General features: G+C 71.2%; 19 protein-coding genes. All 19 read right to left on the reverse strand.

What is annotated here, in order from left to right; genetic code table 11:
• Positions 1-4 precede the first annotated feature (4 nt).
• Genes LGI35_RS03070 through LGI35_RS03160 form a run of 19 tightly spaced genes read right to left on the reverse strand, consistent with a single transcriptional unit; the run spans position 5 to position 24,618 of the window.
• Complete coding sequence (locus LGI35_RS03070; protein WP_227292055.1) at positions 5-556, reverse strand: dTDP-4-dehydrorhamnose 3,5-epimerase family protein; 552 nt, start codon at positions 554-556, stop codon at positions 5-7.
• A complete protein-coding gene (locus tag LGI35_RS03075) occupies positions 553-1,779 on the reverse strand; it encodes a polysaccharide pyruvyl transferase family protein (RefSeq protein ID WP_227292064.1) in 1,227 nt (408 codons plus the stop codon). Before LGI35_RS03075 ends, LGI35_RS03070 begins: the two co-directional genes overlap by 4 nt.
• Positions 1,776-2,735: a glycosyltransferase family 2 protein gene (locus tag LGI35_RS03080; RefSeq protein WP_227292066.1), complete on the reverse strand. Its 960-nt coding sequence runs from the start codon at positions 2,733-2,735 to the stop codon at positions 1,776-1,778. The genes LGI35_RS03075 and LGI35_RS03080 overlap by 4 nt, the downstream gene beginning before the upstream one ends.
• Positions 2,732-4,021, reverse strand: a complete 1,290-nt coding sequence (locus LGI35_RS03085; RefSeq protein ID WP_227292068.1) for an MATE family efflux transporter — start codon at positions 4,019-4,021, stop codon at positions 2,732-2,734. The genes LGI35_RS03080 and LGI35_RS03085 overlap by 4 nt, the downstream gene beginning before the upstream one ends.
• A gap of 5 nt (positions 4,022-4,026) precedes the next feature.
• Entirely contained in the window at positions 4,027-5,301 is a 1,275-nt protein-coding gene (locus LGI35_RS03090) for a DUF4910 domain-containing protein (RefSeq protein WP_227292070.1), read from the reverse strand.
• Positions 5,298-6,323 carry an NAD-dependent epimerase/dehydratase family protein gene (locus LGI35_RS03095; protein ID WP_227292072.1) on the reverse strand — a complete coding sequence of 342 codons (1,026 nt, stop codon included), beginning with the start codon at positions 6,321-6,323 and terminating at the stop codon, positions 5,298-5,300. The genes LGI35_RS03090 and LGI35_RS03095 overlap by 4 nt, the downstream gene beginning before the upstream one ends.
• A gap of 3 nt (positions 6,324-6,326) precedes the next feature.
• The gene (locus LGI35_RS03100) at positions 6,327-6,977 is read right to left on the reverse strand and encodes a PIG-L deacetylase family protein (RefSeq protein WP_227292074.1); all 651 of its coding nucleotides are present in this window, start codon (positions 6,975-6,977) and stop codon (positions 6,327-6,329) included.
• Positions 6,974-7,768: a glycosyltransferase family protein gene (locus tag LGI35_RS03105; protein WP_227292075.1), complete on the reverse strand. Its 795-nt coding sequence runs from the start codon at positions 7,766-7,768 to the stop codon at positions 6,974-6,976. The genes LGI35_RS03100 and LGI35_RS03105 overlap by 4 nt, the downstream gene beginning before the upstream one ends.
• Positions 7,765-9,018, reverse strand: a complete 1,254-nt coding sequence (locus tag LGI35_RS03110) for a class I SAM-dependent methyltransferase (RefSeq protein WP_227292077.1) — start codon at positions 9,016-9,018, stop codon at positions 7,765-7,767. Before LGI35_RS03110 ends, LGI35_RS03105 begins: the two co-directional genes overlap by 4 nt.
• Positions 9,015-10,256, reverse strand: a complete 1,242-nt coding sequence (locus LGI35_RS03115; RefSeq protein ID WP_227292080.1) for a glycosyltransferase — start codon at positions 10,254-10,256, stop codon at positions 9,015-9,017. The genes LGI35_RS03110 and LGI35_RS03115 overlap by 4 nt, the downstream gene beginning before the upstream one ends.
• Positions 10,257-10,267: 11 nt before the next feature.
• A complete protein-coding gene (locus LGI35_RS03120) occupies positions 10,268-11,509 on the reverse strand; it encodes an O-antigen ligase domain-containing protein (protein WP_227292082.1) in 1,242 nt (413 codons plus the stop codon).
• Position 11,510: 1 nt separating this feature from the next.
• A complete protein-coding gene (locus tag LGI35_RS03125; protein ID WP_227292084.1) occupies positions 11,511-13,046 on the reverse strand; it encodes a right-handed parallel beta-helix repeat-containing protein in 1,536 nt (511 codons plus the stop codon).
• A gap of 8 nt (positions 13,047-13,054) precedes the next feature.
• On the reverse strand, positions 13,055-15,028 hold the full coding sequence (locus tag LGI35_RS03130) for a heparinase II/III family protein (protein WP_227292085.1): 1,974 nt from the start codon (positions 15,026-15,028) through the stop codon (positions 13,055-13,057).
• Positions 15,025-17,196 carry a bi-domain-containing oxidoreductase gene (locus LGI35_RS03135; protein ID WP_227292086.1) on the reverse strand — a complete coding sequence of 724 codons (2,172 nt, stop codon included), beginning with the start codon at positions 17,194-17,196 and terminating at the stop codon, positions 15,025-15,027. Before LGI35_RS03135 ends, LGI35_RS03130 begins: the two co-directional genes overlap by 4 nt.
• Before the next feature lie 28 nt (positions 17,197-17,224).
• Positions 17,225-19,159 (reverse strand): asparagine synthase (glutamine-hydrolyzing), encoded by a 1,935-nt coding sequence (asnB, locus tag LGI35_RS03140; protein WP_227292095.1) that lies wholly within the window; start codon positions 19,157-19,159, stop codon positions 17,225-17,227.
• Positions 19,160-19,162: 3 nt separating this feature from the next.
• Positions 19,163-20,689, reverse strand: a complete 1,527-nt coding sequence (locus tag LGI35_RS03145) for a Wzz/FepE/Etk N-terminal domain-containing protein (protein WP_227292097.1) — start codon at positions 20,687-20,689, stop codon at positions 19,163-19,165.
• Complete coding sequence (locus LGI35_RS03150) at positions 20,686-22,050, reverse strand: Wzz/FepE/Etk N-terminal domain-containing protein (RefSeq protein WP_227292100.1); 1,365 nt, start codon at positions 22,048-22,050, stop codon at positions 20,686-20,688. Before LGI35_RS03150 ends, LGI35_RS03145 begins: the two co-directional genes overlap by 4 nt.
• Complete coding sequence (locus LGI35_RS03155; protein ID WP_227292102.1) at positions 22,047-23,312, reverse strand: glycosyltransferase family 4 protein; 1,266 nt, start codon at positions 23,310-23,312, stop codon at positions 22,047-22,049. The genes LGI35_RS03150 and LGI35_RS03155 overlap by 4 nt, the downstream gene beginning before the upstream one ends.
• Positions 23,302-24,618 carry a nucleotide sugar dehydrogenase gene (locus tag LGI35_RS03160; protein WP_227292114.1) on the reverse strand — a complete coding sequence of 439 codons (1,317 nt, stop codon included), beginning with the start codon at positions 24,616-24,618 and terminating at the stop codon, positions 23,302-23,304. The genes LGI35_RS03155 and LGI35_RS03160 overlap by 11 nt, the downstream gene beginning before the upstream one ends.
• Positions 24,619-24,653 lie beyond the last annotated feature (35 nt).

Raw genomic sequence — 24,653 nt, forward strand, 5'->3', positions numbered from 1 at the left:
GACTTCAGCTCTCTTTCTGCTTCAGGGCCACGGCGAGGCTCGGCGCCTCCCGGTCCCGTTGGGACATCGATACGGGCGGAAGCGGCCAGGGGACGGCGAGTTCCGGGTCGTCGAAGGCGATCGTCACGTCCTCGGTCGGATCGTGCGGGCGGTCGATCCGGTACGAGGTGTCGGCGGTCTCGGTCAGCGCCTGGAAGCCGTGCGCGCAGCCCGCCGGGATGTAGAGCGTCACCTGCGTGTCGCCGGACAGTTCGAAGAAGGCGCGGTTGCGGTGGGTCGGTGAGTCGGACCGCAGGTCGACGACGACGTCGAAGATCTTCCCGTACGAGCAGCGCACGAGCTTGGCCTCGCCGGCGCCGGAGCGCAGGTGCAGGCCGCGCACCACGCCCCGGACGGAGCGGGACACGCTGTCCTGGACGAAGGCGTCCGGGTCGAGGCCCACCGAGCGGATGACGTCGGCGTCGAAGGTGCGGCAGAAGAAGCCGCGTTCGTCGGCGTACGGCGTCGGCTCGAACAGGAACGCGCCGTCGATCTCCGGGACTTCGATGGCTTTCACGGTGCCTCCCGCATGGCATGGGCGTGGGTGTGGTCGGCCGCCGGGAAGAGGGCCGTGGTCAAGGCGGCGAACTGGTCGTCGAGTTGCCGAACGGCGAGCAGATTCCGGTCGGTGAGGGTCCGCCGGAGTTCCGCCGTTCGCTGTTCCAGAGCCCGGAACTGGTGAAGCAACCGGTCGGCGTCAACGTCGCGGGCCGGGTGGGAGTAGGCGGCGAGACCCATCCGCTCCATGAGCGCGTCGCTTTTGGCCGCGTAGCTGAGCGCGAGCGTCGGCACGCCGACCTTCAGGGCGCATATCAGGTTGTGGTAGCGGGTCGCCACCACGGTGTCGGCGGCCGCCATCTCCTTCATCAGGTCCGCGAGCGAGACCGCCTCGGCGGCGGTGACCAGCGGTGACTCGACCGCGTCGAGGATCGCGGCGACCACCGGTGCGTCGCACTCGTCGCCCATGAGCAGTCGGACCGGCCTGCCGTCCTCGACCAGCGCGCGGACAAACCGGATGGTCCCGTCGAGGTAACGCCGATGGATCTCCTCGGCGCGGGCTCGGTCGCCGTCACCGCCGTGGAAGGCCATGACGCCGACGCAGACCGGGCCGCTCGGCGGATCCGAGGGCACGCTCGCCGGCGGCGCAGGCAGGGAGAAGGCGAGGTCCGGGTAGACCTCGTCGCGCGCGGTGTCGACGCCCATCGCCCGCATGGCGTCGCGGGACAGGTCGTCGCGGTAGGAGCGGTAGGCGGCGAGCCGCGCCGACCAGCGCACCAGCGCCCGGGTCGACCGGTTGGCGATCGTGTCCGCGCCGACGCTGACCAGCGCGACCCGGGTCCCGAGCAACCGGCCGGACGCGCAGAGCAGGAACAGCGCGTACGGGAAGCCCCACGGCCGCAGCGGAAGGGTGGCCTCCAGGACGCCCATGCCCGGCACGATCACCACGTCGTGCCGGCGCACCCAGGCAGCGGTGCGGAGGACGTCGACGAGTTTGCCGAGCCCCTTCCCCGCCATCGCGCCCGCCCGCGAAGCGCTCCGGTACTCCCCGCGGTACCAATGCAGCCGCGTCGCGGGGATGTTGTACCGGGTCGCCACGATCTCGGGTCCGCCGCACAGCGCGTCGACGACCGCCCCCGGGTGCTCGGCGCGCAGGTAGCCGAGCACGGCTTCGAGCGACCCGTCGTTGCCGAGGTTGCCGGAGCCGAGCAGGCCGAACACTCCGACGCGCACGGGCGTCATGCCTGCTTCCCTTCGCGATTTTCACGCCCGGCGACGAGGGCGTCGACGGAGACGGCGAGCCCGGCGGGGTCGACCGGTGCGCGGTCCTCGACCCGCTCGCCGGCGCCGGGCCGGATACGGCTGGTCATCCAAGCGGAGAGGTGGCGGTAGCAGGCGCGCCGGTCGGCCGGGGACAGCGGCGCCCGCCGGATGGCCGAGATGAAGCCCCAGACGTACTCGCTGAGCAGCCTGGGCGTCGGGTGCAGCGGGCCAGCGCGGCGCGGGTCCAGGTTGACGCAGCGGGAACGCTTGGAGGGGTTGGCCCGCTCGGCGCGGGTGGGGTGGTCGCGACGGAAGTACAGCAGCTCCGGCACCTGGTGGAAGGGCCCGTGCAGGACGATCTCGGCGACGAACGTGCGGTCCGCGTGGTGGTAGCTGTCGTGCGGCTTCACCCGGCGCAGCATGTCGGCCCGCATCACTCCGTAGAAGTCGTCACCACCGGGTTCGAACAGGAAGCTGCGGAAGCGCTCCGGCGCGTCAGGCGAGTCGGTGGCGATGCCGTACTCGTACGGGACCTTGACCTGGCCGTCGCCGTCGATGACGGCCTGGCCGGAGTGCGCGAGGACCACGTCCGGCCGCTCGTCCAGCGCCTCCACGCAGCGCCGCAGCAGGTCCCGGGCGTACAGGTCGTCGTGCGAGGCCCACTTGAACAGTTCGCCCCGGCACTGGGTGAACACGTAGTTGTGGTTCGGTGCGGCACCGATGTTCCGGGGCAGCCGGAGGTACCGGATGCGCGAGTCCCGCGCGGCGTACTTGCGGCAGATCTCCTCGGTCCCGTCGGTCGAGGCGTTGTCGGTGACGACCAGTTCGAAGTCCTCGTACGTCTGGCCGAGCAAGGCGTCGAACGACTCGGCCAGGTACTCCTCGCCGTTGTACACGGGCAGGCCGATGCTCAGCCGGGGGCGGTGGGGGGTCATGGCGTCCTCACTTCACGGATGTGGTTCTGGTGGTGCTCACGCAGGGCGGTCCGCAGTTGCAGCCACCACACGGCCGAGCCGCAGAGGGTCGCGACGGCGACGCCCCAGGCGGAGCCGACCGTGCCGGCGGCGACCGCCCCGCCGAGTCCGCCGCTGACGTAGCAGGCGGAGGCGAACAACTGGCTGCGCAGGCTGCGCCGGGCCGCGGCGAGCGCGCGCAGCCCGGCGGCCGCCCCGGTGCCCAGGCCTGCGCCCGCGACACCGAGCACGGCCGGCAGGATGAGCTGGGAGGCGTCGTGCCACACGTCGCCGAGTACGAACTCGCCGAGGCGGTCCGGCATCAGCAGCAGTGCCGTGCCCCAGAGCAGCGCGGCGACGGCCTGCCCGCCGCCGAGGAGGAGGCAGAACGATCCGAGGCGGTGCGGGGCCTGCCGCAGCACCCGTGCCGCCTCGGCGACGGTGACCAGGGACAGCCCCATCAGCACGGCGAGGAACGGGCCGAGCAGGAGCTCCGCGCCCCGGACCGCACCCACCGCGCCGACCCCGACGATCGCGCCGAGCCCGTACGCCCGCAGCTGGCTCGCACCGCTGAGGCAGGTGTTCTCGACCAGGTACCGGTAGCCGAGATCGCGGTGGGTGCTCAGCCACTGGCGCGCCCCGGTCAACCGGGGCCGGATGCCTGACTGGAGGCAGCCGTACAGCGCGGCCACCGCGGCGGACGCGCCCCAGGCGAGCACGAACGCGGCCACGCTGCCCACGCGGGCGGCCACGACCATCGCGGGGACGAGGGCGACGCCCCACACGAGGTCGTTGACGAACGCCTTGCGCCCGGTCCCGGCGGCGAAGAACGCGTACCGCCAGGCGTCCTGCAGGAGCAGCCCCGGCAGCATGACGCCGAGGCAGGCGAAGGCGATCCCCACGCTGCCGCCGAGCGCGAGGCCGACCGCCAGGCACACCGTGCCGATGGCGGCACCGACGCCGAGCGCGGTACCCGACGACCGGGCCACCGCCCCGCGCCAGGACGCGTCCGGCACGCCGCTGAAGCGCACCACGAGCGGGTCGGTGCCCACACCGCGCGAGACGCTGAGCACCACGCCGTACGTCACCCAGGCCAGGCTGAACACGCCGAACGCGGTCACCCCCAGCGAGCGGGCCACGTAGATCCCCACCGCGAAGTTGGACAGGCTGGAGGCCGCCTGGTCGGCCAGTCCCCAGGACAGCCGGCCGACGACGCCCCGCCTGGCGGCCGCGGCCGTCGGCCTCGTCTTCTCCCCCTCGATGGTCATCGGCGTCAGGCCTTGATCAGCCCGGCGCCGCGCAGGGCGTCGGCTGCGTCGGCCACGGTGTCGAACGGCAGGCAGGACCGTTCGGCGATGTCCAGCAGACTCTGCTCGCCGTCGGAGAGGCTGAGCACCCAGAGCATGGCCATCTGGGCCTGCTGGGCGTCGCTGCGTCCACCGAGCGAGTCGTACAACCCCCGGCGCCCCAACTGGGGTTCGCCGAACGGGCTGAGGTTGACGTACTGCCGGTTGCGGTCGAGGACGGCGAACGCCTCGCGGCAGACGGCGAGGGTGTCCGCCATCGCCTCCGGGGAGACGAAGTCCGGGTTGTCCGCCGACGTGTGGTACTCGGGATACCCGGCGTACGGGGTCCGGCTGAGCGAGCCAACGCCGAGGTCGAACCCGGGCGAGCAGTACTGCCGCTCGTCGTATCCGTACGGCGTGAACTCGGTGACGTGGTGCGGGCGTTCGGAGGCGGCCAGCACATGCCGCATCACCCGGTCGATCTCCGCGTCGCCGCGCCTGCTCTGCTTGTACGTCAGCCGGCCCGCGTCACCGGCGCAGGCCAGCACGAGGCCGTGCTTGACCCGCTCGATCCGCTCCGCGTTACGGGCCAGCCAGGTGATCGCCCCGATGGTGCCGGGCGCGTAGATGAACCGGTAGGTGTAGTACGGCGTCTCCTGCGCGAGGGCGCGGGCCAGGAACGTCGCCACTGCGATGCCGGCCAGGTTGTCGTTGGCCAGCGACGGGTGGCAGGTGTGGCAGGAGACGATCACCTCGTCGGGGACCTGGCCGGGGACCACGTGCTCGGCGTAGGTGAGGTGGCCGTCCGCGAGCGTGGACTCGATGCGCACCTCGTACTCGCCGTCCGGCAGCGCGTCCAAGGTCTCCTGGGCCAGGCAGAACCCCCACTCCGGCTTGTAGTAACTCGTGCGGTACGGGACCCAGTTCGGGTGGTCCGGAAGGGTGTGCAGGTGCGCGCGCAGCTCGGCCAGCGGCATCGTCCTCGACACCGGCACGCTGTAGCCGAGCACGTGCAGGCTGGACGCCGCGAAGTCGACGACGCGGTTGCCGGCGGGGTCGGCGACGTACGCGTCCCGGATGTTCCACTCCTGCGGCACCGTCCAGTCGAGGACCTGGGTCCCCGTCGGTACCTCGTGCATCTGCAGCGGGACGTACTCGTTGACGATGTCCAGGGTGGCGCGCACACCGTCGCCGGTGATGCTCCGGCACAGCGGGTACAACCGCTCCACCAGCTCGTGCATCTGCGCGCCGGGCGAGGTCATCGGCTCCACCGCAGGGTGTCGTCGACGGCACCGGCCTCGGACGCCGCGCGCAGCACGGCGAGGCGGGTGAAGCGTCGCTCGAAGTCCTCCCGGGTCAGGTCGAACTTGCGGTAGGCGTCGGCGAGTTCGAGCGCGCCCTGCTTCACCGTCCACTCGCAGTCGAAGCCGGGGATCGCGGCGCGGAAGCGGGAGAAGTCGACCCGGTAGGAGCGCGGATCGGCCCCGGTCTCCCCCGTGATCACCACCTTCGAGCCGGTCACCGCCTCGGCGACCTGATCGGCGATCTCGGCGACCGTGACGTTGTTGACCTCGCTGCCGATGTTGAACGCCCGGTCGTGCACCGCTTCGCGCGGCGCGGTCAGCGCGGCCGTGAAGGCCTTCGCGATGTCGGCGGCGTGCACGAGCGGGCGCCAGGGGGTGCCGTCGGACATCACCAGGACCTCGCCGGACAGGAGTGCGTGGCCCACCAGGTTGTTCAGGACGATGTCGGCGCGCAGCCGGGGCGAGAAGCCGAAGGCGGTGGCGTTGCGCATGTACACCGGGCTGAAGTCGTCGTCGGCGAGCGCGTGCAGGTCGTCCTCCACCCGCACCTTCGACTCCGCGTACGGGGTCACCGGGCGCAGCGGGGCGTCCTCGCCGACCAGGTCGTCACCGCCCGCGGCGCCGTAGACGGAGCAGGTGGACGCGTACAGGAAGCGCCGCACTCCGGCCTCGCGAGCCAGCCGGGCAAGGCGGACGGAGGCGTGGTGGTTGATGTCGTAGGTGAGCTCGGGCGCCAGGGACCCCAGCGGGTCGTTGGACAGCGCGGCCAGGTGGATCACGGCATCCACCCCGGCCACGTGTTCAGCCGTGACATCGCGCAGGTCCACCCGATGTCCCTCGGGGTCCGCGGGCTGCGGGCCGAGCACGCAGTCGGTGAACAGGCCGGCGTCGAGGCCGACGACCTCGTGTCCGGCGGCCGTGAGGACCGGGGCCATGACGGTGCCGAGGTAGCCGTGGTGTCCGGTGAGCAGTACGCGCAAGTTTCAGTCCCCCAGGTCGAGCGTGAGTTTGGTGACGGCGAACGCCTCGGCGTAACGCGCGTGGCATTCGATGCCGCGGATCCGGGCGAGGCCGAGGAAGGCCTCCCGGTCGTACCAGGGCCGGTGGCGCTGCGAGGGATAGTGCTCCTGCAGCAGCGTCACCTTCTGTTCGGCGGTCTCCTGCGACAGCGGCTGGTACGCCGCCGGGCGGCCGAGATCGCCGTCCCACTTGACGATCTCGTAGCCGAGCACGAGGTGGTCGCGGAACGCGGTGGTCATCAACTGCGCCAGGCCGCGGTGGTCCTGGTGCGCGTCGTCGGTACGCGGTGCGAGGACCAGGTCAGGATCGGTCTGCGCGCGCAGCTCCTCGACGGCGGACTTGGCCTCCTCCCAGTACGCGGGCATCCGCCCGTCCGGCAACTTGAGTACGGTCAGGCGCAGTTCGGCTCCCGGGCAGAAGGCGGCGAGCGCGGCCCGCTCCTCGTCCTCCCGCTCGCTGCCGCCGCCGGAGAGCACCAGCGCGTCGACACGGATTCCGGGCTGCGCCCGGCACATCGCCAGCAAAGTACCGCCCGCGCCGATGGCGATGTCGTCGCAGTGCGCGCCGACCGCGACGATCCGGTCCAGGCGGCGCCCGGCCCCGAGCCGGATCATGCGCCCACCCCCGCGCCGTCGCGCTCCCACACGGCCCACGGGCGGTCACCGCGGGCGTAGGCGGCGTCGAGCGCGGCCCGCTCCTTCACGGTGTCGGTCGGCTTCCAGAAGCCGCGGTGCTGATGCGCCACCAGCCGTCCCTGCTTGGCCAGTTGGCCACATCCGTCGGCGACCAGGTCGCCGTTCTCGGGTATGTGGTCGAAGACCTCCTGGCGCAGCACGAAGTAGCCGCCGTTCTCCCACAGCGGCATGTCGCTCACCGCGGTGATGCCTCCCACCAGGCCGTCCTCGCCCAGGTCCACGCAGTGGAACGACGACTGCGGCGGCACCACCATCATCGACGCACCGGCGTCGCGGCGGGCGAACTTCTCGATCATCTCCGGCAGCGGAGCGTCGGTGAGCACGTCGGCGTAGTTGGCGAGGAACATCTCGTCGCCGTCCAGGTGGTGGCGCACCCGGCGCAGCCGCTCCCCGATCGGCGACTCGATGCCGGTCTGCGCGAACGTGATCGTCCAGTCGGATATGTCGGTGGACAGCAGCTCAGTCCTGCCGCCCCGCAGCACGAAGTCGTTGGACGTCGTCTCCTCGTAGTTGAGGAAGAAGTTCTTGATGTGATGCGCCCCGTACCCGAGGCACAGGATGAACTCCGTGTGCCCGAAGTGCGCGTAGTAGCGCATGACGTGCCAGATCAGCGGCCTGGGGCCGACCATCGCCATCGGCTTGGGAACGTCGTCGGCTGCGCCGCTGCGCATCCGCATCCCGTATCCGCCGCAGAAGAGGACGACCTTCATGCTGTGACCTCTTTCATGACGCCGACCTCGACGATGCTCAGTTCCGGGATGGGGAAGACCAGGCGGCCGCCCCACTCGTGGATGAAGGACAGTTGCTCGACCAGCTCGTCCCGCAGATTCCACGGGAGGACGAGGACGTAGTCGGGCCTGTCGCTGCTGATCTGCTCGGGCGGCAGGATCGGGATGCGGGTGCCCGGCGTGAACCTGCCGTGCTTGTAGGGGTTGCGGTCGACCGTGTACGCGAGCAGGTCGGGCCGGATGCCGCAGTGGTTGAGCAGGGTGTTGCCCTTGCCCGGTGCGCCGTACCCGACGACCGTCTCACCGCGTTCGGCCGCCCCGATGAGGAACTTCAGGAGGTCTCGGCGCACCTTGGCCACCCGGGCGGAGAACTCGGTGTACCCGGACAGCTCCTGCAGCCCGGCGGCCTTCTCCCGGTCCAGTGCGTCGGTCACGCGCTCGGTCGGCTCGCCGGCGACCTCGGCCGGACGGGCCCACAGCCGGATGGAGCCGCCGTGCGTGGGCAGCAACTCGACGTCCACGAGCGTGAGTCCACCGCTGGCAAGGGCTCGGATCGCGGACGCGACCGTGTAGTACTGGAAGTGCTCGTGGTAGATCGTGTCGTACTGGTTCTCCTCGATCAGGGTCAGCAGGTGCTGCACCTCGATGGAGACCCAGCCGTCGTCGGCGACCAGGGCGCGCAGGCCCTCGGTGAAGCCGACCACGTCGGGGATGTGCGCGTACACGTTGTTGGCGACGACCAGGTCCGCCGGGCCGTGCTCGGCGCGGACGGCCGAACCGGTGTCCGGGGACAGGAACTCCGTGAGCGTGGGCACACCCGCGTCGCGCGCCGCGGCGCCGACGTTGACCGATGGCTCGATGCCGAGGCAGCGGATCCCCCGGTCCGCCACGTGCTTCAGCAGGTACCCGTCGTTGCTCGCGACCTCGACGACGAAAGCGTCGGGGCCGAGGTCCAGGCGCTGTACGGCGTCGGCGACGAACGTGCGCGCGTGCTCCACCCAGGAGGTCGAGAAGGAGGAGAAGTACGCGTACTCGCTGAACGTCTCCTCCGGCGTGATCAGCGGCGGTATCTGTGCGAGCCAGCAGTCGGTGCAGACCCGCAGGTGCAGCGGGTACGCGGGCTCTGCCCGGTCGAGTTGGTCCGCGGCGAGAAAGCTCTCGCACGGCGGCGTTGCCCCCAGGTCGACGACGCTGGCCAGCGTCGCCGAGCCGCAGAGTCGGCATCGTGTCATGTTCTGTCCCCATCCCCCCTGCTCGCACGGGTGTCCCCGCCGCGAGCCAGTGCTGACCGCCCCGCGATCGCGGTGCGGTACCCCTCCACCAGGCGCTCCAGGCCGACGGCCGGGCTGAAGCCCTGCTCGTAACGGCGCCGGGCCGCCTGGCCCATCTCCCGGTTGCGGGCCGTGTCGGCCGCGATCCGGCGTATGCGGTCCGCGAGCGAGGCCGCCTCGCCCGGCCGGTGCAGCAGCCCGGTCACCCCGTCCTCGACGAGTTCGACGAAGGCGCCGTGTCCGGCGGCGACGGTCGGGACCCCCGCCGCCATCGCCTCCACGACCACCAGGCCGAACGCCTCCAGCCACGTCGAGGGAGCCACCACGGCCACCGACCGCGCGACGGCCTCCCGGCACTGGGCCGTGTCGTACAGGCCGACGTACCGGACGTCCTTCCGGTCCGCCGCCCAGGCGGTGACCTCTGGCTCCAGCGGTCCCGTGCCGGCGATCACCAGCGGTACGCCCACCCCGCCGTCCGCGGCGATCTCGTCCCACGCGGCCATGAGCAGCCGTACGCCCTTGGCCTCCGCGAGCCGGCCGAGATAGAGCAGATGCTCGCCGTCGCCCGCGCGGCGGACGCCCGGCTCCGGCACGAAGTTGTGCTTCACCGCCAGCCGTTCGGCCGGCATGCCGGCCCGCACCAGGGTGTCGCGCTGCGACGCGGAGATGCAGAAGAACCGCTCCACCCCGGACCACCAGCGCCTCCGGTTCACCGACAGGCTCACCGCGAGCGGCACCGTCGCAAGGCGGGAGTCGCGGTAGCAGCCGTGCCGGACCGCGGGCAGCGGTCCCCTCCCGACGCACTCGGTGCAGGGCCGGCCGTCCCGCTGCAGCGTGCCGGGCGGGCAGACCTGCGTGTAGTTGTGCAGCGTGGCCACGGCGGGGACGCCCGCGTCGGCGCAGGCGGCAAGGACCGCGGGCGACAGCAGCGGAAAGACGTTGTGGACGTGGACCACGTCCGGCCGCTCCGCGCGAAGACGGGCGGCGAGTTCCTTACGCACCGCCGGGTTCCACGGAACCAGCAGCGGCACCGCGACCTTGCCGGGCAGGGACCGGCCGGCGATGGTGTCGCTGCGCCGTTCGAACACCTCGGCCCGGTGTCCTGCCGCGCGCAGCAGCTCCACCTCCTGGTCGACGACCTTGTTCTCCCCACTCGGCTGCGCCGAGGCGTAGCGGTTGTGCACCACCAAGACGTTCATGCCGTGCATGCTCAGGTCATCTCCGATCTCCGGGCCCATCGCGGGATGTGCCGTCGAGGGGCTGGAAGCGTCGGCAGGACCGCGGTCTGGGCAGGTGTCGCCAACAGCGAGGCGGCCACGGCCAGATGGAGCAGATACGGGGAGGCGTCGCCCAGGCCCGCCTCGGTGTACGAGGCGATCGCGCAGTAGCTGATCAGGAAGATCGCGCAGGCCCGCTGCAGCGACGGCGGCCGCAGCAACGCGACACCGCCGAGGACCAGGATGATCGCCGCCACGACGGCGGCGCCGACCAGCCCCTGCTCCTGGTAGACGGCCAGCCAGCTGTTGTCAATGGGCAGCCCGTCGAACGACTTGTCGCCCAGGCCCATGCCGAACAGCTGCTCCGTGGTCGTCCGGGGCGCCGCGAGGAGGGCGTCCCAGACCTTGGCCCGGCCGGTGAGATTGGCGAAGTTCTCCTGGCTCTGCCCGCGCAGGAACCACGCCTGGAGCGCGGAGCTGAACCCGACCGCGGCCACCGTGGCGCACACCACGGTCCAGGTGAAGAACCGGCGGGCGGCGGCGCTGGTCAGGAGGAGCGAGCCGATCGCCAACGCAAGCCCGATGAACAGGCCGAGCGTGGCCGTCCGGGTGTGGGTCAACAGCAGCAGGACGAACGACGGCACGATGATCACCGCTGCGGCGGTCCTGTCGGTCCGGCGGCCCAGGACGAGCAGCACGGTGAGCCCGATGATCACCGCGGCGTACTGTCCGATCTGCGGCGGCGTGAGCGGCCAGAGCGCGCCGACGAGGCGGCCGCCGTAGAGGTCCGGCAGGGCCGCGCCCGGTGAGATGACCAGGCCGGCGGCCACCAACCCGAGCACCGCGAAGTACATCCGGATGTGGTGCCGGACGAACGTCATGCCGCCGTCCCACCAGCGGGTGAGCAGCCACAGGGTGCCGATGAAGAGCGCGAGGCGGGCACAGCGGAACAGCGCGCCGAACCCGGACTCCATATCCACGCTGGAGATCACGCTCGGCACCAGGAGCAGGGTCAGCAGCAGCACGAAGGCGCTGGATCGGATGCGCAGCCCGAGATTGACCGCGAGTGCCAGTGCGAACGCGGCGACCAGCGCGCCCATGGTGGCCATCTGGATGAGGGAGCGGGGCAGCGGGACGATGGTCTCCGCCCCGGCCGAGCCGAGCGTGTTGAGGATCAGCAGGGCCCAGATGACCCCGACGATCCTCGGTGTTCCCGCAGCGCGTGCTTCGGCCACCTCAACCACCGTCCCGTGGACGGAGCGTGCTGCCCGTGTCCTGCCGGTAGGGCGCACCCTGCCACTCCCCGAAGTCGAGCACCTGACTCTGATCCTTGGCGACGAAACTCCATGCTCCGACGTAGACGTTGTCGTACCAGCGGTTGTGCTGCTTGGCGGTGATCGCCTCGGCCACCCGCTCACCCTTGTACGGCGACCAGTCCGGATAGGTGCCGTAATTGGCGAGGAGCGCCATGCGGTCGCACTTCGCCGTGCACTTGACGACGGCCTTGTCCAGCACGAAGCGGTTGTCGTGGATGTCCACCCGCTGGGTCTTCCACCGGCAGTCGGCATAGAGCGGTGCGGTGACGATCGCCGGTTTCGCGCAGCGGTTCGTCTTCTTCACGAGCAACGTGCAGTCACCGGACGAGGTGTTGGCCGGGCTGTTGCAGAACCGGTCGGCGTTCTCCCACAGGGTGATCCCGGACCAGTTGTTCTCCAGGACGTTCCCGTCGACCTCGATCTTGTCGGTGCGGGCCGGGATCCGTGGCTCGCCACCGGACTCGGAGAGGTAGACGGTCGCGTACGGGAAGCTGTCACCCTTCTTGGCCTCCCTGCGGCCCTCGACCCAGTTGTTCCGCCGAATCGTGTTCTTGCGGATGACCGCGTTGTAACTGGTCTCGTAGATCAGCGCGGCACCGTCGTTGTCCTCGAGCACGTTGTTGTCGATGCGGAAGTCGTTGTTGTTGGTGTCCGCCCACAGCCCGGTCCCGCGGTTGTCGTGCACCCAGTTGCCGCGGATGTCGGCGCCGTTGACGGCCCAGAACTTGATGCCGCCGGTGCAGCCGCAGCCCTCGCGCCGCCGCTCCCAGTCGCCGGTGTTGTTGCCCACGATCTCATTGCCCTCGACCACCAGACCGCTGATGCGGCCGTTGGCCTTGTACGCGTTCATGCCGTACTGGCCGTTCTCGCGCAGGCAACTGGAGCGGACCTTCTGATGGGCGCCCGCCATCAGCCCGGCGCCGGAGTTGAGCTGGATCGTCGCGTGCTCGATCACCCATCCGTCGGCCGAGTCGTGGTTGACCACACCCTCGTCCGGCGGCGCCACGAAACGCTGCACCGTCAGATACCGGATGGCCACATCGCGGGCCCTGCCGCCGAACGCGTACTGGTTCTTCTTCCCGCCGTCGAGCACCGCGCCCGGCGCCCCGAGGTAGCGGTCCCCTTCCTTGGGGATGACCTGGGCATAGCGGTCCGCTTCAAGTCTGTGTTTGCCGGGCCGAAGCCAGAACGTGGTGTGCGGCGGGCTGCTCTTGGTCTTCGCCGCCAGGTCACCGACCACCGCGGGGTCGACGGTCACCGCGCCCGCCGGCGCCTTCGCCGGCCCGGCCGCGGGCTTGGCGCACACCCGGGCCACGGGCGTGGACGGCGCAGCCGTGGTCGGCACGGCGGCCGGCTTCGCCTCCGTGCCTCCCGAGCTCTCACAGCCGGTCGTCGCCAGCAGGGCCAGCGCCAGGGGTGCCACCCCCAGCGCCCAGTGCCGCCTCTTGATCCCCACGCGCCCCCCTAGCCGAACCTGAGCGCGGTGGTGAACTCCACCACGCCGTCGGTGAAGCCGGTGCCGACCAGCGTGGTGGTGGGTTCCTTGCGCCCGAATCCGGCGGAGTACCAGCCGAGCGGCGGCTGGGTCTCGCCGTGGTGCGCGCGCCAGGACAGCTGCCCGGGCAGGTCGAGCACGGCGGAGCGGTCCTCGCCGTCCCGGATCCAGGTGAGCTCGGCGCGGTTGCCCGTCAGGTCCGCGGCGATCGCCGGGCCGAGGTGGAACGCCAGGCGCACCTCGGCCCTGCGCGAGCCTCGCACCTCGTCGACGACTTTCAACTCCCGGCTCGCAGCCTCCAGTTCGACCCTTCGGCGGTGGACCGAGCCCTGGTAGCCGTCGTGCTCGGCGCACCAGCGGGCCACGCCCTGCTGAGAGGTGCCCGCGGTCAGGACGCGGGTGTGGGCATGCCGGGTCCACAGGAACGGGCCGCCGGAGACGGACTGGTCGGTGCCGTCCAGTTGCAGGGTGTTGTGGCCGAGAGTCGACCGGAAGTACTGCCGCCACTCGGGCTGCCCGTGGTAGCAGTACGTGCCCGGGTCGGCGAGCACCTCGACCCCGTCGTGGCGGACCTCGACGGACAGCGCGTCCGCGTGGGCGTGTGCGGCGATGGACAGGAAGCCGTGCGGGCCGCCGTCGCAGCGGCACCAGATCTCCTCCGGCCCGCTCTCTGCCGCACTGCGCAGGATGGTCATGCCCGCGTCGGCGAAATGGGCCGGTCGACGTGCCGGCCGGTTCATGGCCGATGCGGTCTCACTCTTCCCGTACGGCCGGATGAGCGCGGCGAGGAGCGGAGTGCGTACGTCGCTTCCGGTCGCCGCCGGCCACCAGCCGAGCCGGCCGAACACGGCGTCCCCGGTGGCAAGGAGCGACGCCCAGCGGTCGGTGCCCGCACCGTCGACGACGAGACCGTGCCCGTCGTCGGCGTCGCCCTGGCGTGGCGGACGCAACCGGCTGTCCACGACGGCCGCGAGCGCGTCGGTCATCCGCAGCAGCACCAGCCGGGTCGACGCGGGGACCGGCACGCCGGCGGCGTCGGCCTCGGCCACCGCGGCCAGGCCGAGCTCCAGGACGAGTCCGTGATACTCGGTGGCCAGCTCGCGGTTGAGGCCGGAGCCGAAGGTGTTGCTCCGCAGGTGCTGGTCCAGCGACTTGAGCGCGCCGGCCCGCCAACGCGCCGAGGTGGAGAACCAGTCGAACGCGCAGGCCCCGGCCAACTGCCCGGCGGCCTCCGCGATGACGTGGTTGTTCGCCGAAGAACCCCGGCTGGGGAACGCGGCCAGCCAGCGCTGGTGGTGCCAGATCTGGCTCACCGCCACCGGGTTGTTCTCGAACAGCTCGCCCACGCCCGGCCAGCCGTCGAGCAGCCGGCGGATCCACACCCAGGAAAGGAGACGGATGCCCAGCTCGATGCCGCTGATCCAATGCACGCCGCGCAGCGGCGGGTTGGCCTTCCACCACGAGCGCAGATGCTCGGCCACGCGCTCGGCGTACCGCTCGTTCCCGGTGACCGCGTAGGCGGCGGCGAGCACGGTGAGGTACTGGTGCCGGGACAGCTCCCAGATCTGCTTGATGTCCCCGACCGCTTCCTCGTTCCGGTACGGCACGTCGAAGGCGTAGCCCCACGGAGCCCGGCGCCCGGTCTTCGGGTCGCTCCACCAGTCCGGGTCGTCCAGGTCGTCGCGGACCACCCCGAAGTACTCGACGTGTCCGTACAGCAGCCGGTCCGCCTCGGCGACGAGACGCTTCGCGGCGTCCGCGGGGATCTGCGCGATCGTCCCGGCCGGCAGAACCGCGGTGAACCGGGCACCGGTCACGCTCGGGCAGTCGGGGCGTGCCGATCGCCAGCGCCGCCTGCGCACCGCGTCGCCCACCCGGCCGCCGACCTCCCGCGGACCCATCCGGGAAAGGCGTCGCAGGTACCAGCCCGCGCTCATGGTCATCGCGGCCTCGCCAGCGTCACCGGCGCGCCGGCGGCCAGGCCGGCCTGCACGGCGAGGGTGGCCGACGTGGTGGCGACCAGCGACTCCAGCGGCACCGGCATCGGCCCGCCGGTCCGTACGGCCTTGACGAACGCGGCGAGCTCGGCGTTCTGGCCCTTGTCCCGGGCCTTGGGAAGCCGCGAACTGACCCACCGCTTACGGCCGTACACCGAGGCACGGACGAAGTCGTCGAGGCGCAGCACCTTGCCGTCCGCGACGAGATCCAGCGTCTCCTTGGGGAAGCTGGGCGCGCCGGTGGTGACGTAGCTGATGGTGGCGGTGGATCCGTCCGGGTAGTGCAGTACGACCTGCAGGTCCTCGTTGCCGGACGGGGCGGTCGCGTACACGGAGACCGGGTCGGCATCGAGCAGCCAGCTCGCCGTGTCGATGAAGTGTCCGCCCTCGCCGGCGAAGCGCGAGCCCTCGGTGCCCTGTTGGAGGTACCAGCTGCCGTGCTGCAGCCGGCCCGCGTTGACCAGGTAGCGCAGGCTCGCCGGTCCTGTCCGGGCGCCGAACCGCTGCTTGGCGTCCTGCAGCAGCGGCGCGAAGCGGCGGTTGAAACCGACCTGCAGCCGGTCGTTGCCGGACTCCTCCACCGCCGCGAGCACGCCGGCCAGCTCGTCCTCGGTCAGGGCCAGGGGCTTCTCCACGAACACCGTCTTGCCCGCGAGGAGCGCTCGGCGGGTCAGTTCGGCGTGCGAGCTGTGCCGGGTGACCACGAACACCGCGTCGATGGACTTGTCGCCGAGCACGGCGTCGAGGTCGGTGGTCGCCTCGGCGAAGCCGAACTTCCGCTGCGCGTTGGTCGCGGACAGCGCCGTCGTGGTGACCACGGTCGACAGCGTGACACCGTCGCGCTGGGCCAGGTGCGGGAGCAGCATCGACGTCGCGTAGTTCCCCGCGCCGACGAACGCGAGGCGCACCGGCGCATGCCCGGCCCGGGCCGGGCCCCGCTGCGCGTTCACCGTGGGCACGGTCACCGCCGGAGCCTGAGCCTCACCCTTGTGTTCGGCGTACCGGAACAGCACGGCGACGGCCTTGAGTTCGCCGTCCTTCAGGCTCTGATACGTCTCGACGGCGTCGTCGAGGTCGGCGACGTGGGACACCAGGGGCTCCACGTCGACGCTGCCGCGGGCGACGAGATCGAGAAAGCACGCGAGGTTGCGGCGCTCTGTCCAGCGCACATAGCCGATCGGGTAGTCCCGTCCGTCGAGTTCGTACTCCGGGTCGTAGCGTCCGGGACCGTAGGAGCGGGAGAACCGGACGTCGAGCTCCTTCTCGTAGTACGCGTTCCACGGCAGGTCGAGGCGGCACTTGCCGATGTCGACGACCCGGCCGCGGTCCCGGCACAGCCGGGCGGCCAGCTCGACGGGCTGGTTGCTGCCGCCACCGGCGGCCAGGTACACCTGGTCCACGCCGTGCCCGTCGGTGAGTTCGGCGACGGCGGCTTCCACGGCCGCGGACTCGGGATCGCCGCAGGCCGCGGCGCCCAGGCGCTCGGCGAGCTCACAGCGCGCCGGGTCGGGGTCGACCCCGACCACGCGGGCCCCCGAGGCGGCGAGCAGCTGCACCACCAGTTGCCCGATCAGGCCGAGGCCGATGACCAGGGCCACGTCGCCGAGTTGGGGCTCGCCGCGGCGGACGCCCTGCATCGCGATCGACCCGACGGTGCCGAAGGCCGCGTGCCGCGACGCGAGGCCGTCCGGTACCGGGGCATAGAGGTTCTTCGGCACCCAGTTCAGCTCGGCGTGCAGCGCGTGCTCGTTGCCGGCGCAGGCCACGAGGTCGCCGACCTTCACGTCGTCGATCCCGGGGCCGACCTGCTCGACCACGCCGCACAGCGAGTAGCCCAGCGGGGTGTAGGAGTCCAGCTTGCCCATCACCTTTTGATAGGTGGGGCCCACGCCGTTGGTGGCCACGCTCTGCATGACCTTGGCGACCTGGTCGGGCCGGGAGCGGGCCTTGCCCAGCATCGACATGCCGGCCTCGGACACCTTCATGAGTTCGGTCCCGGTGGAAATCAGCGAGTAGGCGGTGCGGACCAGCACCCCGCCCGGCTTGCATCCCGGCACCGGCACGTCGAGCACCGCGAGCTCGCCGCTCTTGTAGTTCTGAACGACCTGTTTCACCGAAGTCCCCTTGTTTCTAAGCTGTCTTCTACGCTGCCGAGCGAGTGCTCCGGCCGGACCCGGAGGTCGCGTCGCGGTACCAGTACTCGAGGGTCAGCACATGCCACAGATGCTTGGAGAAGTCCCGCTGCCCGGCCGCGTCCTCGGCGACCATGCGCGCCAGCGCGTCGCGGCGCAGCAGCCCGGAGTTGACGAGCACGCCGTCGTTGACCACCTCGCGCACCAGCGGTGCCAGATCCCGGCTCATCCAGGCCCGCAGCGGGGCGCTGAACAGGCCCTTGGGCCGGTACACGATCTCCCGGGGCAGGACCGAGGTGGCCGCCTCCTTGAGGACGGCCTTGCCCTGCCGGCCGACGATCTTGCGGTCGCCGGGCACGGCGAACGCCGCCTTGACCACCTCGACGTCCACGTACGGCACCCGCACCTCGGTCGAGGCCGCCATGCTGGAGCGGTCCGTGTAAGCGAGGTTGAGGCCCGGCAGGAACATCCGTGAGTCGCCCAGGCACATGCGGTTGACGAAGTCGTCGAGCTCGTTGTCCTGATAGATGTCCGCGTGCTCGGTCAGTACGTCGTCGACCGTCCCGGCCAGGTCCGGATCGACCAGGGCAAGCAGCTCGTCCTGGTCGTACATGGTGTAGCTGCGCCGGAAGGCGGTCTCCTCCGGCAGGTCGGCGAAGGAGAGGAACCGTTTCGCGAAGCGCACCGACCGGTACCCCCGGCGGGCCGTGGCGACCGGCAGCCGGTCCACCGCCCTGGACACCCCGCGCCGCAGAGGCCGCGGAATGCGCTGGTAGCGCAGTGCGATCAGGTTGGCCAGGTGCTTGCGGTACCCGGCGAACAGCTCGTCGGCACCCATCCCCGAGAGCATCACCTTGACCCCGGCCTCCCGGGCGGCCGAGCAGATCAGGAACGTGTTGATCGCGGCAGGGTCGCCGATCGGCTCGTCCAGGTGGTACGTCATCTGGGGCAGCAGGTCGAGCACGTTCGGCGCGATCTCGATCTCGTGCAGATCGACGCCGAACCGCGCGGCCACCTGCCGGGCGTAGCGCAGGTCGTCGGGCATCGCCTCGAACTTGGCGTCCTCGGCGCGGAACCCGATCGTGTAGGCGGAGATCCCGGGCTGGTGGCGGGACGCGAGAGCGGTCAGGTAGCTGGAGTCGAGGCCGCCGGAGAGGAAGGTCGCCACCGGTACGTCGGAGAGCAGGTGCCGCCGGGTCGACTCCTCGACGATGGCGGCCAGGTCCGGCAGTTCGCCGCTGCGGGCACGGTCCCGGCCCTCGGCGGCGACGTCCTTCAGGTTCCAGTAACGGCCACGCTCCACCCGGCCGTCGGGCCGGCACCGCAGCCAGCTCCCCGGCGGCAGCTTCTCCGCCTCACGGAACGCGCACCGCGAGTCCGGCACCCAGTAGTAGAGGAGCGAAGCCACCAGTGCCGCGTGATCCACCTCCAGCGATCCGCCGGTGGCGGCGGCGAGCGCCTTGAGCTCGGAGGCGAACATCAGGCCCTGGCCGCGCCGGAGCAGGAAGAGCGGCTTGATGCCCAACTGGTCGCGGGCGAGCACCAGTTCACCGGTGCGCTCGTCGAAGACCCCGAACGCGAACATACCGCGCAGCCGGGGCAGGCAGTCCGTGCCCCAGCGTCGCCAGGCCTCCAGGACCACCTCGGTGTCGGAGGTGCCGCGAAAGCGCACCCCGGTCGCCGCCAACTCGGCGCGCAGCTCGGGCGCGTTGTACAGCTCTCCGTTGTACGTGAGGACGAGGCCCCCCGAGACCATCGGCTGGGCGCCGGTCTCGGACAGGTCGATGATGGACAGCCTGCGGTGCCCGAGGTGCACTTCCCCGTCACCGGCGGGGTGGCTGTAGCGGCCCGCCCCGTCCGGACCGCGGTGGGCGAGGGTCTCGGTGAGCCGGTCGGTCACGGCTTTTCCGTCCGGCCACCGGTAAGTGCCTGCGATGCCACACATGTACTACCGCGCCTCCTGGTCGCTTTCCGGGACTCGAACCGCCCACGACGGCCGCTCCGTTGACCGTCGGCCCGTCACTTTCTCGCGGGCCAGCCGCTCGTTGTGGCCGCGCAGCGCGGTGTCCAGCCCGTCCCACAGGGTGCCGTCGGTCCGGTCCCGCTGATCGGGGTCGATCAGCACCACACCGATCACCGGAATGAGCAGATCCGCGAGCTGCCGCGCCACCGTGTGCAGCCACGCGGCGCTCGCGTGCCCGGCTCGCACGACGAGTACCGTCTGCGTACCGAGGTCCGGCAGGCCCGTCCACGCCGTACCGGGAGCGACCGAGCCGACACCGAGCCGGCGCACCTCGCGCGGCACGGCCGCGACACCCTCGACGCCGACCACCTCCGGGCCTCCCGGCTTCTGGCCGCGCTGGGCGCGCCGCAGACCCGGCAGGCCGTCGACGACGACGACCGGTCCGTCCGCCGCCATGGCCCTGGCGAGGTCGAGGGCGATCACGCTCGCGCTGTCCGCACAGCCCAGTTCCAGCAGCGACAACGGTTCCGCGGAGCCACGCACCGTGCGGGCCAGGGTCGCCGTGAGCCGTTCGCGTGCCGCCCGGGTCCGTCTGCGCTGCCACAGCCTGACCCGCCGACGGCGCACACCGCGCAGTTCCGCGACGACCGAAGCGCCCAGGTTCGCCGCGATGTCCCGGCGCAGCACGGGGCGGTCCGCCACCACCGTGCCGACCGCGGCCACCGCGAGCCCGAGGACGAGCCCGAGGACGAGCCCGATCGCGGCGTTGGTGGCCGCGGATCTGGGCAGGGAGTGCCGCACCGCGCGCGGGGCGTCCACGATCTGCGTACCGGCGACGATCTGGGGCGTACCCATGCGCGCCTCCTCGGCGCGCTGGTCGAAGTCGGCGATCCGCGAGTTGAGCTCCGCCCGGCGGGCGAAGAGCGACTCGATACTCGCCGACGCCTTCGGGTCGCTGTCCGGCGACCTGTCCCCGATCTCCTTGTTGACGCCCGCGAGCTCGTGCCGCATGCGGTCACCCTGGTCGCTCAGGGCCTTGGCCTCCGCCTGCGCGGACGCCTTCATCCGCCGCACATGATCCGCGACGAACGCGTCCGCCAAGGCCTTGGCCCGGGCCACCGCCTGCGCGTCGCTGTCACCTGTCACATCGATCTGCAGCACGTTGTTGGTCAGCCCGGTCACCCGGTAGTCCTTCATGAAGTCCTCAGGCCGTTCCGAGGACTTGAGGGACTGCAGGGCCTTGTCCGCGATCCGTGTGGTCCGCAGCAGCTCCACGTCCGTGCGGATCAGCGTCCCGGTGTCGTTCGGCTGGTCCGCCTGATGCGCAACCAGCACCTTGGTCGCCGCGGCCGGCGCCGGCGGCCGCAGGACTGCCACCGCCGCGCCGATCAGCAGCCCCACCAGCGCCAGGGAGCACCACAGGCGACGGCGCCTGCGCACCGCCACCACCAATGCCTGCAGGTCCAGCAGGTGCACGGATGCCGACGACTCCGAAGTCGTGCTCGTCGTCACGCGGAACCTCCCCTCACGTGGCCGCCCACCGAGAGCGCCAGAGCGGCATCGTCCGGGAGCTGCTCGGCAGACCGTGTCGGACGGCCCCGGACCGCACCGGCGACGACGATGCCGACGACCTCATGCCGGCCGTCCGCACACGCCTCGGCGACGCCCGCGAGCTCCCCCGCGGTCCAGCTGCCCGCGCTGAGCACGACGAGCGCCCCGGACTCGCTGACGCGGTCCGGCACCATCGGCCGGTCCACGGAGACTTCCACCACGCGCAGGGCCGGATCCCCCTTGGCCTCGGTCACGAGGTACCCGGCGGCCCGGCGGGCGATCTCGTCGCCGTCCGGAACGACGACCAACAGCTCGCGGGGTGCGGGCAGTTGGTCGCGGAGCCGGGTGCACACCCGCCGGTAGCGAAGCCGCATGCCGGCCTCGTCGCCGGACCGCTGCGGGGTCGGCAGGTCCCATCGGGTGTCGACACCGAGCAGCCGCCGGATCCGGTTGCCCGGGGCCCGGTCTTCCGGCCGGTGCGCGGGCCGTTCGCCCGCCACGTCGACAGTGCCGATGAGCGTCGAGCCCAGCGCAGCGGCGATCTCCGGTTCGGAGCGCAGTCGGCGATTTCGCCGCGCGGCGGCGAGGTGGCCGATGACCGCGAACAGGAAGAACAGCACCGCCCCGGCGGCGATGAGCTGCGTCCTCGTCGGTGGCGCCTCGCCGGTCGGCCGGGCGGCCGACCCCATGACGACCATGCCGCCCTTGTTGTTCGCCGGGTCGGCCTGGTCCAGCTTCGTCATGGCCTCTTCCAGTGAGGTGCGCAGCTTCTCGAGCTCGGTGCGGGCCTGCACGCTCTCCACGCTCTGCCCGGGATCGGCCGCATCGGCCAGTTCGGTGATGCGGCGGTTGGTCTCCACGACCTGCTTCCGCAGCGTCTCGGGCACCGTTGCCGCGTCCGTGTTGCCGCCGGCGATTCGCGCGGCGAACCTGACGAACTGCTGGGCCAACCGGTCCGAGAGCTGCTGAGCGTGCTTCGGGGTGTCGGCCGTTCCGGAGATTTTGATGATGTTCCCGTCGGCGGCCTTGGCGGTCACTCGATCCCGCAGGTCGGCGCCACTGACACCGTTCCAGCCGAGCTGGGAGGCCACGGGGTCGACCACCGACGAACTGGTCGCGATGTCGACCTGGGTCAGCAACTCGCGCTCTTCCCACTGCCCCGGCAGCAGTACCGATGTCGACGCCGTGTAGCGCGGCGGGAACAGCACCACCGAGGTGCCGTAACCGACGAGCGCGCCCACCAGGGTGAGGACGGCCAGCAGCCGCCAGCGTCGGCGGAGGATCTGCCCGATCATGGCCAGGCGAATCGTGTCATCGCTCAAGGACGCCGCCTCCCCCGTGCCCGCACCGGGCCGCCCGTCGAGACCGGAGTGTGGTCACGGCAGGCGGCGGCGTAGGCGGCGAGCAGCGACGCCTGTGAGTTCCGCCAGGAGAGCTGCCCGCTGATCCGTTCCTGGCCGATCTTGCCCATACGGGCCCTCTGCTCCGGATCGTCGAGGAGCACCGTGATGAGTTTGGCGAACGCGGCCTCGTCGTTGGCGGGCGCGTACACGGCAGCTTCACCGGCGGAGACTCTCGCCTCCCGGAGGTCGAACGAGACGATCGGCCGGCCCATCACCATGTATTCCAGGACCTTGTTCATGGTCGACACGTCGTTGAGGGGGTTGCGCGGGTCGGGGGAAAGGCACACGTCCGCGGTGGACAGGTAGCGCACCAGATCGGCGTCCGGGATGCGTCCGGTGAACTGCACCTGCTCCGAGAGCCCGAGCTGCCGGGAAAGGTCCACCATCGCGTCGAACGCGTCGCCTGCGCCGACGAACACCGCGTGCCAGTCGCTACGTCCGAGTTCGTCACGCAGCTTCGCGAGAGCGCGCAACGCGTAGTCGACGCCGTCCTGCGGGCCCATGACGCCGAGGTAGCACAGCAGATGGGGCTTGCCGCGCTTCAACTCCGGCTCGGCCGGCACCGGGTGGAACCGGTCGATGTCGGGCGCGCTGCGCACCACGAACACGTCCTCCGGCCGTCGGCCGCCACGGCGGACCGCCACGTCCCGGTAGCTCTCGTTCGTGGCGAGCACGATGTCCGCGGCCCGGTAGGTCCGCCGCTCCAGCGCGCACACGGCGCGGTAGAGAAGGTCCTTGCCGCGGTCGAACCGGGAGAGGTACAGCTCGGGCACCAGGTCGTGCTGGTCGAACACGAACCGTGCGCCCTGCCGCTTCAGCATCAGCGCCGGCAGGAACAACAGGTCCGGCGGGTTGCAGGCGTGCACCACGTCGACCGGGCCGACCTTGCGGGCCAGCCGGACGGTGTGCCACAACGCCGATCCGTACTCGCGCAGATAGCCGGACGGTCCACCGGTGGCCGCGCGCAGCGGGTAGCGGTGGATCCGCACCCGGTCGATCACCGCCTCCGGCTCCGTGTCCCGCTTCTCCCCCCGGGGACAGATGACGTGCACTTCCCAGCCCGCGTCGCGCAGCGTCGTGCACTCCTGCCACACCCGCCGGTCGAACGGCACCGACAGGTTCTCCACCAGAATCAGCGCGCGCCGGTCAGCCCGGTCGCCACTGCTCGCGTCACCAAGCAAGGCCCACGTACCCCGGTTCGGCCCGGCGCACCGCGGCGTCGGGAAGGCGGATGAGGTCGACGATCACGGGTCCCTCGCCATGGGGCAGCACCGACACCACGGCAGGGTCCTTGGTCCCGACCAGGCATACCTCGGCATGCTCGAGCACCTCGTCGACGGAGTCGGCGAGCAGCTGCGCGAGGTGCGGCAGCCGGGTCTCGATGTACTCGCGGTTCGCGCCGAGCAGCCGGGACAGGCTCACGTTGGCGTCGTAGATCTTCAGGTCGTACCCCTTGCCGAAGAGCCTCTCCGCCAGCTCGACGAGCGGGCTCTCGCGGAGGTCGTCGGTGCCGGGTTTGAAGGAGAGACCGAACAGGCCCACCCGGCGCTTGCCGGTGCGCTCGACCAGGTCCACGGCACGCTGCAGGTGTTCGGAGTTGGAGGTCAGCACGTGGGCGAGGATGGGCACCGAGACGTCGGCCCGCTGCGCCGCGTACACCAGGCTGCGCAGGTCCTTGGGCAGGCAGGAACCGCCGAAGGCGAAGCCTGGCCGCAGATAGGCGGGGCTGATGTTCAGCTTGCGGTCGGCCAGGAACACGTCCATCACCTCGTGCGAGTCCACCCCGAGTGCCTGGCACACCGCGCCCAGCTCGTTCGCGAAGCCGACCTTGAGGCCGTGGAACGCGTTGTCCGCGTACTTGATCGCCTCGGCCGCCGGGATCGGCACCCGGAACACCTCGCCGGGCAGGCCTTCGTACAGGGACGCCACCACGTCGCCGCTCGCCGCATCGAGCTCGCCGATGACGGTCTTGGGCGGGTCGAAGAAGTCCCGCACGCTCGTGCCCTCGCGCAGGAACTCCGGGTTGACCGCGACCCCGAAGTCCACGCCGGCCGTGCCGCCGACGAACTTCTCCAGGATCGGCACCAGCAGGTTCAGGCAGGTGCCCGGAAGCATGGTGCTGCGGAACACGACGGTCTGCCGCCCACCCCGCTCGGCCACCGCGGCACCGATCTGCTCGGTGACCCGCTCCAGATACGTGGTGCACAGACTGCCGTTGGGCTCCGACGGCGTGCCCACACACACCAGCGACACCTCGCTGCCCATGATCGCCTCACGGACGTCGGTGGTGGCGCGCAATGCCCCCGTCCGCACGACCTCGGCGGTGAGCTCGCCGATCCGCTCCTCGACGACCGGCGCCTTGCCGGCGTTGACCATGTCGACCTTCACCTGGTTCACGTCCACGCCGATGACCTCGTGGCCCAGGCTGGCCAGGCACGCGGCCGATACGCAGCCCACGTAACCGAGCCCTAATACACTGATTCTCATTACCCGTCCCTCCCCCCAGGCCCTTGCGGCCTGCC

The organism is Streptomyces longhuiensis, from assembly GCF_020616555.1.
GTDB classification, from domain to species: Bacteria; Actinomycetota; Actinomycetes; order Streptomycetales; family Streptomycetaceae; genus Streptomyces; species Streptomyces longhuiensis.